This window comes from Nonomuraea sp. NPDC054003, assembly GCF_055585125.1.
The window spans coordinates 138101-151840 of sequence record NZ_JBVJKR010000019.1 but is presented as its reverse complement, the minus strand read 5'-3'; the positions used below and the strand labels follow the sequence as shown (position 1 = coordinate 151840).

Annotated in this window: 13 protein-coding genes; 8 read left to right on the top strand and 5 right to left on the bottom strand. The window is 71.5% G+C overall.

Annotation, left to right across the window (positions count from 1 at the left end; translation table 11 throughout):
- Positions 1-2 precede the first annotated feature (2 nt).
- Both ACZ6YG_RS38295 and ACZ6YG_RS38290 read right to left on the bottom strand, forming a co-directional pair.
- Positions 3-1307, bottom strand: coding sequence for a M50 family metallopeptidase (locus tag ACZ6YG_RS38295; RefSeq protein ID WP_364237173.1), 1305 nt, complete (start codon positions 1305-1307; stop codon positions 3-5).
- Between the two features lie 97 nt (positions 1308-1404).
- Positions 1405-2517, bottom strand: coding sequence for a PP2C family protein-serine/threonine phosphatase (locus ACZ6YG_RS38290; RefSeq protein WP_148029943.1), 1113 nt, complete (start codon positions 2515-2517; stop codon positions 1405-1407).
- Positions 2518-2634: 117 nt separating this feature from the next.
- On the opposite strand from ACZ6YG_RS38290, the gene ACZ6YG_RS38285 reads away from it, so the two are divergent.
- Together ACZ6YG_RS38285 and ACZ6YG_RS38280 are read left to right on the top strand one after the other, a co-directional pair.
- A complete protein-coding gene (locus ACZ6YG_RS38285; protein ID WP_466020672.1) occupies positions 2635-3864 on the top strand; it encodes a GNAT family N-acetyltransferase in 1230 nt (409 codons plus the stop codon).
- Positions 3865-3878: 14 nt separating this feature from the next.
- Positions 3879-4025: a hypothetical protein gene (locus ACZ6YG_RS38280; RefSeq protein WP_187281010.1), complete on the top strand. Its 147-nt coding sequence runs from the start codon at positions 3879-3881 to the stop codon at positions 4023-4025.
- Here the strand turns inward: ACZ6YG_RS38280 and ACZ6YG_RS38275 are convergent.
- On the bottom strand, positions 4022-4492 hold the full coding sequence (locus ACZ6YG_RS38275) for a ribose-5-phosphate isomerase (protein WP_148029941.1): 471 nt from the start codon (positions 4490-4492) through the stop codon (positions 4022-4024). The genes ACZ6YG_RS38280 and ACZ6YG_RS38275 overlap by 4 nt on opposite strands.
- Before the next feature lie 105 nt (positions 4493-4597).
- On the opposite strand from ACZ6YG_RS38275, the gene def reads away from it, so the two are divergent.
- Together def and ACZ6YG_RS38265 are read left to right on the top strand one after the other, a co-directional pair.
- Positions 4598-5083 (top strand): peptide deformylase, encoded by a 486-nt coding sequence (gene def, locus ACZ6YG_RS38270; RefSeq protein ID WP_364237180.1) that lies wholly within the window; start codon positions 4598-4600, stop codon positions 5081-5083.
- 9 nt (positions 5084-5092) lie between these two features.
- The gene (locus ACZ6YG_RS38265) at positions 5093-5821 is read left to right on the top strand and encodes an SDR family oxidoreductase (protein WP_466020671.1); all 729 of its coding nucleotides are present in this window, start codon (positions 5093-5095) and stop codon (positions 5819-5821) included.
- 3 nt (positions 5822-5824) lie between these two features.
- Here ACZ6YG_RS38265 and ACZ6YG_RS38260 read toward each other — a convergent pair whose 3' ends face one another.
- Together ACZ6YG_RS38260 and ACZ6YG_RS38255 are read right to left on the bottom strand one after the other, a co-directional pair.
- Positions 5825-7228, bottom strand: a complete 1404-nt coding sequence (locus ACZ6YG_RS38260) for an aldehyde dehydrogenase family protein (protein WP_364237185.1) — start codon at positions 7226-7228, stop codon at positions 5825-5827.
- A gap of 106 nt (positions 7229-7334) precedes the next feature.
- Complete coding sequence (locus tag ACZ6YG_RS38255) at positions 7335-7955, bottom strand: mycothiol-dependent nitroreductase Rv2466c family protein (protein WP_466020670.1); 621 nt, start codon at positions 7953-7955, stop codon at positions 7335-7337.
- 81 nt (positions 7956-8036) lie between these two features.
- Between ACZ6YG_RS38255 and pepN the strand changes: the two genes are divergently transcribed.
- The 4 genes from pepN to ACZ6YG_RS38235 all read left to right on the top strand — a co-directional run bounded on the left by pepN (position 8037) and on the right by ACZ6YG_RS38235 (position 13735).
- The gene (gene pepN / locus ACZ6YG_RS38250; RefSeq protein WP_466020669.1) at positions 8037-10565 is read left to right on the top strand and encodes an aminopeptidase N; all 2529 of its coding nucleotides are present in this window, start codon (positions 8037-8039) and stop codon (positions 10563-10565) included.
- Positions 10566-10768: 203 nt separating this feature from the next.
- Positions 10769-11992, top strand: a complete 1224-nt coding sequence (locus ACZ6YG_RS38245; RefSeq protein WP_397198612.1) for an ROK family protein — start codon at positions 10769-10771, stop codon at positions 11990-11992.
- Positions 11989-12936 (top strand): carbohydrate ABC transporter permease, encoded by a 948-nt coding sequence (locus ACZ6YG_RS38240; RefSeq protein WP_466020668.1) that lies wholly within the window; start codon positions 11989-11991, stop codon positions 12934-12936. The genes ACZ6YG_RS38245 and ACZ6YG_RS38240 overlap by 4 nt, the downstream gene beginning before the upstream one ends.
- Positions 12929-13735, top strand: a complete 807-nt coding sequence (locus ACZ6YG_RS38235) for a carbohydrate ABC transporter permease (RefSeq protein WP_148029934.1) — start codon at positions 12929-12931, stop codon at positions 13733-13735. The genes ACZ6YG_RS38240 and ACZ6YG_RS38235 overlap by 8 nt, the downstream gene beginning before the upstream one ends.
- Positions 13736-13740 lie beyond the last annotated feature (5 nt).

The window sequence follows — 13740 nt, the reverse complement described above, 5'->3', positions numbered from 1 at the left end:
GGTCAGCCGGTGAGGCGCAGCGGGTTGATCAGGTCGGCGTAGACGAGCAGCCCGGCCATGACGATCATGACGATGGCCAGCGCGTACGTCAGCGGCAGCACCTTGGCGATGTCGACGTAGGACGGCTCGGGGCGGCGCAGGATGCGCGCCCAGGCGCGCTTGAGGCCCTCCCACAGCCCGCCGGCGATGTGGCCGCCGTCGAGCGGCAGCAGCGGGATCAGGTTGAACATGCCGATCGCCAGGTTGAAGCCGGCCAGCAGGTTGACGAAGACGAACAGCTTCTGCACGCCGGTCAGGTCGGAGGCGAGGATCTCGCCGCCCATGCGGCCCGCGCCGACGACGCCCACCGGGCCCTCGGGATCGCGTTCGGCTCCGGAGAACGCGGCGTCCCAGACGCCGACCATCTTCTCCGGCAGGTTGACCAGCGAGACCGCGACGCGGCCGGTCAGTTCGGCCATGTAGGGGAAGACCGCGCCGAAGCTCTGCTGCTGCATGACCTCGGTCGGCAGCACGCCGAGGAAGCCGACGTTCTTCTCGATCACGTCGGGCTCGCCGGGCTTGGGCCGGTCCTGGGCGATGAGCGTGGTCTGCAGCGTCATGGGCCGGCCGTCGCGGATGATGGCCAGCTCGGCGGGGCCGGCGCCGTGGGAGCGGATGACCCGGGTGGCGTCCTCCCACGTCTCGATCTTGTGGCCGTCGAGGGCGACGAGCTTGTCACCGGCCTTGAGCCCGGCCTGCGAGGCGGGCGTCGGCTGGTCACCGGGGCGGCACTCGGTGCGGTGCTCGCTGATCGGGATGACGCAGGTGTTGGTTTCGGGCGAGACCACCGGCGCGTAGGTGGGCACGCCGATGCCGACCAGCAGGAGGGCGTAGAGGATGAAGGCCAGCACGAAGTTCATCGCGGGGCCGCCGGACATGACGATGACCTTCTGCCACCACTTCTTGCGGTAGAAGACGCGGTTCTCGTCGCCGGGCCTGACCTCCTCCAGGGCCACCTCCCTGGCCTGCTCGATCAGGGCCTGGAACGGCCCGGTGGAGCCGCCGCGCAGCTTGCCGGGATCCTCGCCCGGCTTGGGCGGCAGCATGCCGATCATCCGGATGTAGCCGCCGAGCGGGATCCACTTGACGCCGTACTCGGTCTCGCCCTTGCGGCGGGACCACATCGTGGGCCCGAAGCCGACCATGTACTGGGTCACCTTGATGCCGAAGAGCTTGGCGGGCACCAGGTGGCCGATCTCGTGCAACCCGATGGACGCCATCAGCCCGATGAAGAAGATGGCGATCCCCAGGAGGAAGAGCCAGTCCATATACGCGCGCTCCAGACCGGACGATTCGACGTCCCAAGCGTAGTCGAACTCGACGGGCCCGGACGCTTACGTGACATACGGGGTATGCGAAGGACGGCTACGGGCGCCAGATCAGCACCAGCGCGCAGTCGTCGCTGTGGCCCGAGGCCATGGCGTTGACCAGGGCGCGCGCCCCGTCGCGGAACCCGGAGGGCAGCAGCCGCTCGGCCTCGCCGAGCAGCCGGTCGAGCCCGGCGTCGATGTCGCGCCCCGGCTGCTCGATCAGGCCGTCGGTGTAGAGCAGCAGCGCGTCGCCCTTGTGGAGGGTGCCGGTCTCGGGCTCGCAGTGGAGGTCGGGCACCACGCCGAGGACCACGCCCTTGGCGGAGGCGACCTCCCAGTTGCCGGTGCCGGCGTCGAACTTCACGACCGGCGGGTGGCCGGCGGAGGTGATGGTGTAGTCGCCGGTGGCCAGGTCGAGCCGGACGTGCACGGCGGTGACGAACCCCTCGTCGCCGCGCTGGCGGTGGAGGTAGGCGTTGCAGGCGGGCAGGAAGTCGTCGACGGAGCCGAGCAGCCCGCCGAACGTGCCCGACAGCAGCAGCGCTCTGGTGCCGGCGTCGACGCCCTTGCCCGAGACGTCGACCAGCGCGATGTCGACCCGGTCGCCGTCGCGCATGGACACCAGGAAGTCGCCGCCGAAGGAGGAGCCGCCGGCCTGCTTGAGCACGACCTTGCCGCCCCAGTCCTTGGGCAGCGGGGGCAGCTCGCCCTGGCTCTTGAGCCGGTCGCGCAGCTCCAGCAGCATGGCGTCGCCGCGCAGCCCCTGGACGCCGAGCTTGCCGCGGGTGCGGGCCATGAGCAGCGCCAGCACGGCGGTGAACCCGATCGTCACGGCGAGGCCGACGCCGACCCTGCCCGCGCCGAGCGTGACGGCGATGTAGCCCAGCGAGACGGCCACCGCGACCAGCAGCGTGACCAGGCTGCGCACCCGCAGCTGCAGGCCGCCGACCAGGGTGACGAGGATGAGCAGCGAGGGCGAGAACCACTCGGTGGACACCTGGGCCGCGAGCAGCCCGACGACGAGCGTGACCACGGTCAGCGCGACCAGCAGGTTGCGGTCCCTGGCCGCCCCGCGCCTGAGGAACCGGACGAGCTGCACCAGGAACGGCACCCGCACCAGGATCGCGCGGAGCCGTGGCGGGATCAGCGGCGCCGGTCGGGTACTCATGATGCGCTCGACTGTATCGGTCCGGCTCGCGTTTGGGCAGCCGACTTGACCAGAGCCTTGATCGTTTACCAGGGATATTCGGTGGCCCCGGCGAGGGCTCGCTCGTACCGTGGACGGATGACGTATCCGATCCGTCCGATTGCCGAGAGCGAATGGCCGGCGTTCGCCGGCGTGCTCTCCGAGGGCTTCAACTGGACGCCGCATCCGCGGCAGACCGAGCGGTGGAAGGCGCAGACGGAGTTCGACCGCACACTCGCCGTCTTCGACGGTGACACGATGGTGGCCTCCACGTCGGTGCACAGCTTCACCATGACGGTGCCGGGCGGGCGGCTTCCCGTCGCGGGCGTGACGGCCGTCGCCGTGCTCTCCTCGCATCGCCGCCGCGGCATCCTGTCGTCGCTGATGCGCAGGCAGCTCGCCGACGTGCGCGAGCGCGGGGAGCCTGTGGCGGCGCTGTACGCGTCCGAGGCGCCGATCTACGGCCGGTTCGGTTACGGGCGCGCGGCGGGGCAGATGTCGTTCACGATCGCCAGGCACGGCGCGGCGTTCGTCCCCGGCGCCCCGGTGGACCCGTCGCTGCGGCTGCGGGTGGTCAAGCCGGCCGAGGTCCGCGGCGAGTACGAGCGGCTGTTCGGCTCCGTCGCCGGCTCGCGGCCCGGCCTGTACGACCGGAACGCGGCGTTCTGGGACGCCATCCTGGCCGACGAGGAGTTCGACCAGAACGGCGCGGGCCCGCTGCGGTCGCTGCTGGCCGAGGACGACGACGGGGTGCGCGGTTACGCGCTGTTCCGGATCAAGAGCGGCTGGGACGGCGACGGCATGCCCGACGGCGAGGTGCGGCTGCAGGAGCTGTTCGCCGCCGATCCGGCCGCGTACGCGCTGCTGTGGCGCGGGGTGCTCGACCGTGACCTGGTGACGCGGATCGTGGCCCACGCCAGGCCGGTGGACGACCCGCTGTTCGCGCTGATGGCCAACCCCCGCCAGCTCCGCCCCAGCTGGTCGGACGAGCTGTGGGTACGCCTCGTGGAGGTCGACAGGGCGCTGGAGTCGCGCGCCTACGCGGCGCCGGTGGACCTGGTGCTGGAGGTCGCCGACGAGGTGTGCCCGTGGAACGCGGGCCGCCGGCGCCTGCGCGCCGACACCGCGGGGGCGGAGTGCAAGCGGGTGGACGAGGAGCCGGACGTCACGCTGGACGTGGCGGCGCTGGGCTCGGCCTACCTCGGCGACGGCGATCTGGGCGCGCTGCACGCGGCCGGGATGCTGGGCGAGCGGACGCCCGGCGCGGTGCGGGCGCTGGCGACGGCCATGGCCTGGCAGCCGAAGCCGTTCGCCGGTCTCGTCTTCTGACGTACAGTCGCCGTATGGCCCTGCAGAGCTTGCAGATCACCGCGATCACGGCGATGCGCGCGCGTGACGTGTCGCGCCCGTCGAAGGAACAGCAGGAGACCGCCGACCGGCGGCCCCTGCGTGACGAGACGCCCAGGCGCGAGGGCAAACGGCGGGGTTAGCCCGGGAGCGAGGGCAGCTGCCCTATGGTCTCGTAGGCCTCGACCTGGGCGATGCGGCGGCTGTGGCGCTCGCTGCCGGAGAACGCGGTGGTGAGGAAGACCTCGACGAACCTCGTCGCGTCCTCGGTGGAGTGCATGCGCGCGCCGATGGAGACGACGTTGGCGTTGTTGTGCTCGCGGGCCAGGGAGGCGGTCTCCTCGCTCCAGGCCAGCGCGGCCCGGATGCCGCGCACCTTGTTGGCGGCCATCTGCTCGCCGTTGCCGGAGCCGCCGATGACCACGCCGAGGCTGCCGGGGTCACCCGCGACGCCCTCGGCGGCGCGCAGGCAGAAGACGGGATAGTCGTCCTCGGCGTCGTAGACGAAGGGACCGCAGTCGGTCACCTCATGACCGTGGTCCTTCAGCCACGACGCCAGGTGGTTCTTCAGCTCATAGCCGGCATGGTCGGCACCGATGTAGACACGCACCTCACCAGTCTTCCACAGCGGGGCAGAGGCGGCTCCGACCGCGGCCCTGATCGCTAGAGTAAGGAACTCCTTTGGCCACTGGTCCTTACTGAGAGGGGAGCCCTCATGCGCGAGATCCGCGTGCTCGGCGATCCGGTCCTGCGCACGCCCGCCGAGCCCGTCGGGAGCTTCGACCGCGAGCTGCGCCGGCTGATCGACGAGATGTTCGAGGCGATGTACGCGGTCGGCGGGGTGGGCCTGGCGGGCCCGCAGATCGGGGTCGCGCGGCGGCTGTTCGTCTACGACATCAGCGGGCGCAAGGGCCACGTGGTCAACCCGGTGCTGACCGTCGACGACCCCGCGGAGGTCGTCGACGAGGAGGGCTGCCTGTCGGTGCCCGACCGGCGGACGAAGCTGCCGGCCTACGCGCCGGTGGCCCGCGCCGCGGGGGTGACGGTCACGGGCGTCGACCGGCTGGAGCGGCCCGTACGGATCAGCGCGCGCGGCTCGCTGGCCCGCTGCTTCCAGCACGAGACCGACCACCTCGACGGCCGGCTGTTCGTGGACCGGCTGCCGAAGAACGACGCGCGCGAGATCATGCTCCGAACCTAGGCTGGGCGCATGACTGTGCTTTCCGGAAAGGGCGCTCTGGTGACCGGGGGCTCGCGCGGCATCGGCAGAGCCGTGGTGGAGCGGCTGACGTCCGACGGGGCCGAGGTGGTCTTCAGCTACCGGCAGGACGCGGCGGCCGCCGAGCGGGTCGCCAAGGAGACGGGCGCCCTCGCCGTGCGCTGCGACCAGGGCAGCGAGGACGACCTCGCCCGGCTGCTCGCCACGGCCGAGGACCGGCTGCCGGGCGTCGACATCCTGGTCAACAACGCCGCCGAGACCGGGCCGGCGCTGATCGCCGACGTGACGCCGGAGCTGTACGAGCGGATGTTCGCGGTCAACACCCGGGCCGTCTTCCTGGCCGTCCAGTGGGCGGGCAGGGTGATGCGCGACGGCGGCCGGATCATCAACGTCTCGACGCTCAACACCGAGGTCCCCGCGCCCGCCATCGCGCTGTACGCCGCCACCAAGGCCGCCGTGGAGCAGTTCGCCAAGGTGGCGGCGCGGGAGCTGGGCGGGCGCGGCATCACGGCCAACAACGTGCTGCCGGGCGCGACCGACACCGACATGCTGCGCGCCGCCAACCCGCCGGAGGCGCTGGAGCAGGCACCGCAGTTCACCGCGCTGCGACGGCTGGGCACGCCCGGCGACGTGGCGGCCGTGGTGGCGTTCCTGGCCGGCCCCGACGGGCGATGGATCACCGGGCAGAGCATCCGGGCCACCGGCGGGATGGTGCTGTAGCGGCTAGAGCTGCAGCGCCTTGATCTCGAAGAACTCCTCCAGCCCGTACTCCCCCAGCTCGCGGCCGATGCCGGAGCGCTTGTAGCCGCCGAAGGGGGCCATCGGGTTGAAGTTGCCGCCGTTGACGGCGACCTGCCCGGTGCGCAGCCTGCGCGCCACCGCGACGGCGCGCTCCTCGGTGGCCGCCCACACCGCGCCCGCGAGCCCGTACGGGGTGCCGTTGGCGATCTCGACGGCCTGGTCCTCGGTGGTGTAGGGGATGATCGACAGCACCGGGCCGAAGATCTCCTCCTGCTCGATCACCATGCCGGGCTCGACCCCGGCGAAGACGGTCGGCTCGACGTAGTAGCCGCGCGGCAGCGGCCGGTCGGTGCCGCCGGCCACGAGCCTGGCGCCCTCCTCCTGGCCGCGGTTGATGTAGCGGACCACCCGGTCGCGCTGCGCCGCCGACACCAGCGGGCCGACCCTGGTCGTCTCGTCGAACGGGTCGCCGACGGTGTACTTGGCGGTCGCCTCGACGGCCAGGCGGACGGCCTCGTCGTAGCGGTCGCGGTGCACGATCATGCGGGTCAGCGCCGAGCAGGTCTGGCCGGCGTTGATGAAGCAGTTGGCGACGCCCACCTTGACGGCCGCGCCGAGGTCGGCGTCGGGCAGGATGACGTTCGCGGACTTGCCGCCGAGCTCCAGCGCGACCCGCTTGACGCCGTCGGAGGCCAGGGCTGCGACCCGCCGCCCGGCGACGGTGGAGCCGGTGAAGGAGACCAGGTCGACGTCGGGGTGGCCGGCCATGGCCTCGCCGACGACCGGGCCGCGCCCGCTGACCAGGTTGAACACCCCGGCGGGCAGGCCCACCTCGTGGAAGATCTCGGCCAGCGCGTACGCGGCCAGCGGCGCCACCTCGCTGGGCTTGAGCACGACCGTGCAGCCGGCGGCCAGCGCGGGGGCCACCTTGGCGACGATCTGGTGCAGCGGGTAGTTCCACGGCGTGATCGCGGCCACCACGCCCACCGGCTCCTTGACCACCAGCGAGTTGCCCACGCGGGTCTCGAGCGGATGGCTGTCGGCAAGCTGGGCGTAGGAGGCCAGCACCCCGGCGGGCATGAGCGTCTGCACCTTCAGCGCGAACCCGAGCGGCGAGCCCATGTCGGTGGCGATCGTCCTGGCCACCTCGTCGGCCCGCTGCTTCAGCAGCTCGGCGGCGGCGGCCAGCAGCTTGCCCCGCTCGGCGGGCGGCATGGCCGACCAGCCGGGGAAGGCGCGCCGCGCGGCCGCCACCGCGGCCTGGACGTCGGCCGGCGCACCCGCCGGCACCCGGTCGATGATCTCCTCGGTGGCCGGATTGACGACATCGATGGCCTCTCCCGAGGCGGAGGCGGCCCACGAACCGCCGATGTATAGCTGACGCATAGCTTCATCCTGGCGTGCCGCGGGTCACATGGCGAGACCGCGGCTCACCACGGAGTGAGCTGTATCAACCGGCTTGTCACGTTCTCCTACCGAGTGGAGTCGAAAATCAGTCGAAGCGGGGCTCGCTCGTACGGGAGCGCTTGAGCTCGAAGAACTCGTCGAAGCCGGTGACGAGCAGGACGCCGTCCCACATGCGTCCGGCGTCCTCGCCGCGCGGGATGGAGGTGATGACGGGGCCGAAGAACGCGTTGTCGCCGACGCGGATGACGGGCGTGCCGACCTCCTGGCCGACGAGGCCGATGCCCTCGTCGTGGGAGCGGCGCACGGCCTCGTCGTGTTCGGTGGAGTCCATGGCGTCGGCGAGGGCGGTGTCGAGGCCGGCGGCGGCGAGAGCGTCCTGGACCGTGTCGCGCAGGTCGCCGAGGCGCCTGATCGCGCGCTGGTTGTGGAAGCGGGTGCCGAGCTCGGTGTAGAGGGGGCCGACGACGTGGTCGCCGTACTTGGCGGCGGCCGCGGCCACCACCCGGACCGGGCCGATGGCGCGGACGATCTGCTCGCGGTAGGCCTCGGGGATGTCCTTGCCCTCGTTGAGCACGTTGAGGCTCATGATGTGCCAGCGCGGCTCGATGGGGCGAACCTTCTCCACTTCGAGAAGCCATCGTGACGTCACCCAGGCGAACGGGCAGAAAGGATCGAACCACAAATCCACAGGAGTCTTCTCGCTCATGTGGGCCATAACCTGGGGAGGCTCGAATCCTATTCCAGGGATCCGGCTGACCCCGACGAAGTGGTTGAAAAGGAGCGCAACTTGGCAGGCAACCTGACCCGGGACGAGGCACGCGAGCGGGCCCGCCTGTTGAAGGTCGAATCTTACGCGGTGGCGCTCGACCTGACAGCGGGCGAGGAGCGCTTCGACAGCGTGACCACGGTGCGTTTCGCCTGTACCAGGCCGGGCGCCGACACGTTCATCGACCTGCACGGCGCGCGCGTGCGCAAGGTGACGCTCAACGGCGCGGACCTCGACGTGTCCGCCTACGACGCCGACCAGGGCCGCTTCCCGCTGCCCTCGCTGGCCGAGTCCAACGAGCTGGTCGTCGACGCCGACTGCGTCTACATGCGCACCGGCGAGGGCCTGCACCGTTTCGTCGACCCGGTCGACCAGAAGGTCTACCTGCACAGCCAGTTCGAGACGGCCGACGCCCACCGCATGTACGCCTGCTTCGACCAGCCGGACCTCAAGGCGGCCTTCCAGCTGACGGTGCTCGCGCCGGGCGACTGGGAGGTGGTCTCCAACGCGGCGGCCTCCGCCGTGGACGAGCAGGGCGCCACCAAGCGGTGGACGTTCCCGCCCACAGCGGTGATGTCCACCTACATCACCGCCCTGGTGGCCGGGCCGTACCACAAGGTGACGTCCGAGCACGACGGCATCCCGCTGGGCGTCTACTGCCGGGCCTCGCTGGCCGAGCACCTCGACGCGGACAACATCCTGGAGGTCACCCGCCAGGGGTTCGACTTCTTCCACAAGGTGTTCGGGGTCCGTTACCCGTTCGGCAAGTACGACCAGCTGTTCGTGCCGGAGTTCAACGCGGGCGCGATGGAGAACGCGGGCTGCGTGACGTTCCTGGAGGACTACGTCTTCCGGTCCCGGGTCACCGACGCGGTGGTGGAGCGGCGCGCCGAGACGATCCTGCACGAGATGGCCCACATGTGGTTCGGCGATTTGGTCACCATGCGCTGGTGGGACGACCTGTGGCTGAACGAGTCGTTCGCCACCTACATGTCCGTGCTCGCCCAGGCCGAGGCCACCCGGTGGGGCAAGGGCGCGTGGACCACGTTCGCGAACGTCGAGAAGGCCTGGGCCTACCGGCAGGACCAGCTCCCGTCCACCCACCCGATCGCCGCCGACATCCCCGACATGCAGGCGGTCGAGGTCAACTTCGACGGCATCACGTACGCCAAGGGCGCCTCGGTGCTCAAGCAGCTCGTCGCCTACGTCGGGCTGGACAACTTCCTGGCGGGCGTGCGCGACTACTTCAACGAGCACGCCTGGGGCAACACCGAGCTGAAGGACCTGCTCACCGCCCTGGAGCGGACCTCGGGGCGTGACCTGTCCGCGTGGTCGAAGGAGTGGCTGGAGACCGCCTGGGTCAACACGCTGCGGCCGTCGTTCGAGGTGGCCGACGGCAGGTTCACCCGGTTCGAGGTGCTCCAGGAAGCGCCGGCCGACTACCCGACGCTGCGCTCCCACCGGGTCGCGATCGGCCTCTACTCGCTGGCCGGCGGGGAGCTGACCCGGACCGAGCGGGTCGAGCTGGACGTGGTGGGCGCCCGCACCGTCGTGGCCGAGCTGGCCGGCGAGGAGCAGCCCGACCTCGTGCTGATCAACGACGACGATCTCACGTACGCGAAGATCCGGCTGGACGAGCGGTCGCTGCGCACGCTCGTCGACGGCGGCATCGCGAAATTCACCGAGTCGCTGCCGCGGGCGCTGTGCTGGTCGGCGGCGTGGGACATGACGCGCGACGGCGAGATGTCCACCCGCGACTACGTCAAGCTGGTGGCCTCCGGCGTGGGCACGGTCAAGGACCTGACCGTCCTCCAGACCGTGCTGCGGCAGGCGCGGCAGGCCGTCCAGCAGTACGCCGACCCGGCGTGGCGGCCCGAGGGGATGGCGCTGCTGGCCCGCGAGCTGCGCGCGCTGCTGGCGGCGGCCGAGCCCGGCTCCGACCACCAGCTCGCCTACCTGCAGGCGTTCGCGCCCGTCGCTACCTCGGCCGAGGACCTGGCCGTGCTGCGGGCCATCCTCGACGGCACCGACGTGCCCGACGGGCTGAGCGTCGACGCCGACCTGCGCTGGACCCTCACCTCCGCGCTGGTCAGCGGCGGCGAGCTGGGCCCGGACGACATCGAGGCCGAGCTGCGGCGCGACCCGACGGCGACCGGCGAGCGGTCGGCGGCGCTGTGCCGGGCCGTCGTCCCCACGGCCGAGGCCAAGGCCGCGGCGTGGGAGCGGATCGTCGGCGGCGAGCTGCCCAACCACATCGCCCGCACCACGATCACCGGGTTCCAGGACCCGCACCACCCCGAGCTCCTGGCGCCCTACCGGGAGAAGTACTTCGCCGAGGTGGGGCGGATCTACCGGGAGTGGACGTTCGACCAGGCCTCCACGTTCGCGGTCGGGTGCTTCCCGTCGCTGCTGATCGAGGAGGAGACGGTCCGGGCGGCGCAGGCGTACCTGGACGCGGAGCAGCCTCCGCAGGCGCTGCGCCGGCTCATCCTGGAGGGCGCCGACGGCGTGAGCCGCGCGCTGCGCAACCGCGCGCGCGACGCGGCCTAGCGACCCTCCGTAACGGCCCTCTCCCCCACCGGGAGGGGGCCGTTACACGTGCGCCCAGCCCCTCCCGGCGAGTGGCTGGGCCTTACATGTCTCGCCCCTTTCCCTGATGGGAGAGGGGCTTTTCGTGTTTCCGGGGGTTGACAGGGGTGTTGCGCGGGGCTCATATTTTCAGCACTAACTTTATTGCTGAAGAAAGTGAGCTCATGGCCGGTAGCGACCGCGGAGATCTCACCCGTACGGCGATCCTCGCCCTGCTCGGCACGGTGGGGCCGCTCAGCCGCAGCGAGATCGCCCGCGAGCTGGACGTCAGCCCGGCGACCGTCACGCAGCTGACGCGCGAGCTGATGGGGCACGGCATGGTCGAGGAGCTCGACCTCAAGCCGTCGCGCGGCGGACGGCCCGCCCAGCGGCTGGGGCTCGTCGGCGGCGCCGGGCACGCGCTGGGCGTGAAGGTGACCGCCGACCACCTCGTGCTGGTGGACGTGCGGCTGGACGGCGAGGTGCTCGGGTCGTGGGTGCGGCCGTTCGACCCCGGCGCGGCGGACGCGCCCGGCGACCTGGCGGACGCCATCGAGTCGGTGCTGTCGGCGATCACCGACGGGCCGCCGCTGCTCGGGGTGGGCGTCGGGGTGCCCGGCGGGGTGGACGACCAGGGCGTGGGCACGGTCAACGCGCCCACGCTGGGATGGCAGGCCATGCCCGTCGGGGAGCGGCTGCGGCGGCGGCTCAACCTGCCGGTGCTGGTGGAGAACGACGTGAACGCGCTGGCGGCGGCCCAGCGGCTGTACGGCAGGGGGCGTACGCACCGGGACTTCCTCGTCCTGACCATCGGGCGCGGGGTCGGCGCGGCGATCGTGGCCGACGGGCGGGTGTACCGGGGGGCGCGCGGCGGCGCGGGCGAGTTCGGCCACCTGTGCGTGGACCCGCGGGGGCCGGCGTGCGGGTGCGGGGCCCGCGGGTGCCTGGAGGCGTTCGTGGGCTCCGCGGGGCTGCTGGCGGCGGCCCGCTCCAGGTCGGGCGACGCGCCGGCCCCGGACGGCGTGGCGGATCCGCTGGGGGCCGTGGCCGCGCTGGGGCGGGCGGCCGTGGGCGGTGACCCGGTGGCATGCGAGGTGTTCGCCGAGGCCGGGGAGATCCTGGGACGGGCCACCGCCGGGCTGGTCAACGTGGTGGATCCGGAGGTCGTGGTGGTGCTCGGCGAGGGCACCGCCGACTGGCCGTTCTGGCAGGTGGGGTTCGACCGGGCGCTGCGGGCCCAGCTCTACCCGGGGCGGCGCGACATCTCGGTCGAGGTCGAGAGCTGGGACGAGACGAGCTGGGCGCAGGGGGCGGCGGCACTGGTGCTGGCCACCCCGTTCGACGCGGCGGGGGCGGCCGGTGAGCAGGGCCGCCTGGTCCGCGCCCGCCTGATCGGGACGACACCGTGACCGCAAGGTCCCCCGCCACGGGCGTGACGCTGACGGCGAGCCCGCCGGAGGTGGAGACACGGCGGGAGCCGCGGCGGCGGTGGCGGTACGCCGCGACCGTGGCCGTGTTCCTGCTGCCCAGCCTGGTCCCGCTGACGCTCTACACGCTGGTGCCGATGGTCGCGTCGCTGTGGACGAGCCTGCACGAGTGGGACCTGATCACCGAGATGCGCTGGGTCGGCCTGGACAACTACGCCGAGCTGCTGGGCGACCCGGGGACGAGGGCGGCGTTCGGCCACACCCTGTACTTCATCGCGGGCTACCTGCCGCTCGTCTACGCGGGCGGTCTCGGCCTGGCGCTGCTGCTCAACAGGGCCATGCCCGCCAGGAGCCTGCTGCGCGGCGTCTACTTCCTGCCGGTGATCACGAGCTGGGTCGTGGTCGCGCTGATGTGGAAGTGGCTGCTCAACCCGGCCTCCGGCATCGTCAACTGGGCGCTCGGGCTGGTCGGGGTCAGCGGGCCCGGCTGGTGGACCGACCCGGACTGGGCGATGCCGTCGATCATCCTCGCCTCGGCCTGGAAGGACCTGGGCTTCGTGATGATCATCCTGCTGGCGGGCCTGCAGGCGATCCCCCGCGAGTACCAGGAGGCCGCCATGGTCGACGGGGCGGGGGCGGTGCGCCGGTTCCGGCACATCACGCTGCCGCTGCTGTCGCCCTCGACGTTCTTCGTCGTGGTGATCTCGCTGATCAACGGCTTCCAGGTGTTCGACCAGGTGCAGATCATGACCGGCGGCGGGCCCGGCGGGGCTACTCAGGTGGTGGTGTCGCAGATCTACGACCTGACGTTCCGTTACGGGCGCGCGGGGGCGGCCTCGGCGCTGTCGTGGCTGCTGTTCGCGCTGGTCCTGCTGGTGACGATCGTCCAGATCCGCGGCCAGAAGCGGTGGGTGACCTATGGGTAAGGCACTGCGTCACCTGGTGGTGGGGCTGGGCGCGGTGGTGATGCTGTTCCCGTTCGCGTGGGCGGTGATCACCTCGCTCACGCCCGGCGACGCGGTGCTGGCCGTGCCGCCCGACCTCACCCCCGAAGGGGCGAGCCTGGACGCGTACGGGAAGCTGCTGGAGACGCTGCCGTTCTGGCGGATCGTGGCCAACAGCGCGTGGATCGGCGCCGCGTCCACGACGATGCAGCTGGTCACCAGCGCGATGGCCGCCTACGCGTTCGCGCGGCTGCCGTTCCCCGGCCGGGGCGCGCTGTTCGCCGTCTATCTCGCGACGCTGATGATGCCGCTGCCCGTGCTGGTGGTGCCGCTCTTCATCGAGATGCGGATGTTCAACCTGGTCGACACCTACTTCGCGCTGCTGGCGCCGACGATCGCCTCGGCGTTCGGGGTGTTCCTGCTGCGGCAGGCGATCAACCAGGTGCCGAAGGAGTTCGACGAGGCCGCCGTCCTGGACGGCGCCGGACATTTCAGGATTTTTCTGTACGTGGTGCTCCCGCTGATCAGGCCGGCCCTCGCCACCTTCGCCATCTTCGGCTTCATGGCCAGCTGGAACAGCTACCTGTGGCCGCTGATCATCATCCGCTCCCCCGAGTTCATGACGCTCCCGCTGGGCCTGGCCACGCTGCACGGCCAGTTCACCACCGAGTGGGACGTCGTCATGGCGGGCTCGGTGATCAGCGTCGTCCCGATCCTCATCCTCTACGTCTTCGCACAGAAACACGTGATCGCCAGCGTCGCGCAAAGCGGGCTCAAGTAAAGGAA

What these genes read in the sequence shown, in the direction of transcription:
- ACZ6YG_RS38295 (WP_364237173.1), bottom strand. Translation starts at nt 1,307, where the DNA reads ATGGACTGGCTCTTCCTCCTGGGGATCGCCATCTTCTTCATCGGGCTG.
- ACZ6YG_RS38290 (WP_148029943.1), bottom strand. Translation starts at nt 2,517, where the DNA reads ATGAGTACCCGACCGGCGCCGCTGATCCCGCCACGGCTCCGCGCGATC.
- ACZ6YG_RS38285 (WP_466020672.1), top strand. Translation starts at nt 2,635, where the DNA reads ATGACGTATCCGATCCGTCCGATTGCCGAGAGCGAATGGCCGGCGTTC.
- ACZ6YG_RS38280 (WP_187281010.1), top strand. Translation starts at nt 3,879, where the DNA reads ATGGCCCTGCAGAGCTTGCAGATCACCGCGATCACGGCGATGCGCGCG.
- def (WP_364237180.1), top strand. Translation starts at nt 4,598, where the DNA reads ATGCGCGAGATCCGCGTGCTCGGCGATCCGGTCCTGCGCACGCCCGCC.
- ACZ6YG_RS38265 (WP_466020671.1), top strand. Translation starts at nt 5,093, where the DNA reads ATGACTGTGCTTTCCGGAAAGGGCGCTCTGGTGACCGGGGGCTCGCGC.
- ACZ6YG_RS38260 (WP_364237185.1), bottom strand. Translation starts at nt 7,228, where the DNA reads ATGCGTCAGCTATACATCGGCGGTTCGTGGGCCGCCTCCGCCTCGGGA.
- ACZ6YG_RS38255 (WP_466020670.1), bottom strand. Translation starts at nt 7,955, where the DNA reads ATGAGCGAGAAGACTCCTGTGGATTTGTGGTTCGATCCTTTCTGCCCG.
- ACZ6YG_RS38245 (WP_397198612.1), top strand. Translation starts at nt 10,769, where the DNA reads ATGGCCGGTAGCGACCGCGGAGATCTCACCCGTACGGCGATCCTCGCC.
- ACZ6YG_RS38235 (WP_148029934.1), top strand. Translation starts at nt 12,929, where the DNA reads ATGGGTAAGGCACTGCGTCACCTGGTGGTGGGGCTGGGCGCGGTGGTG.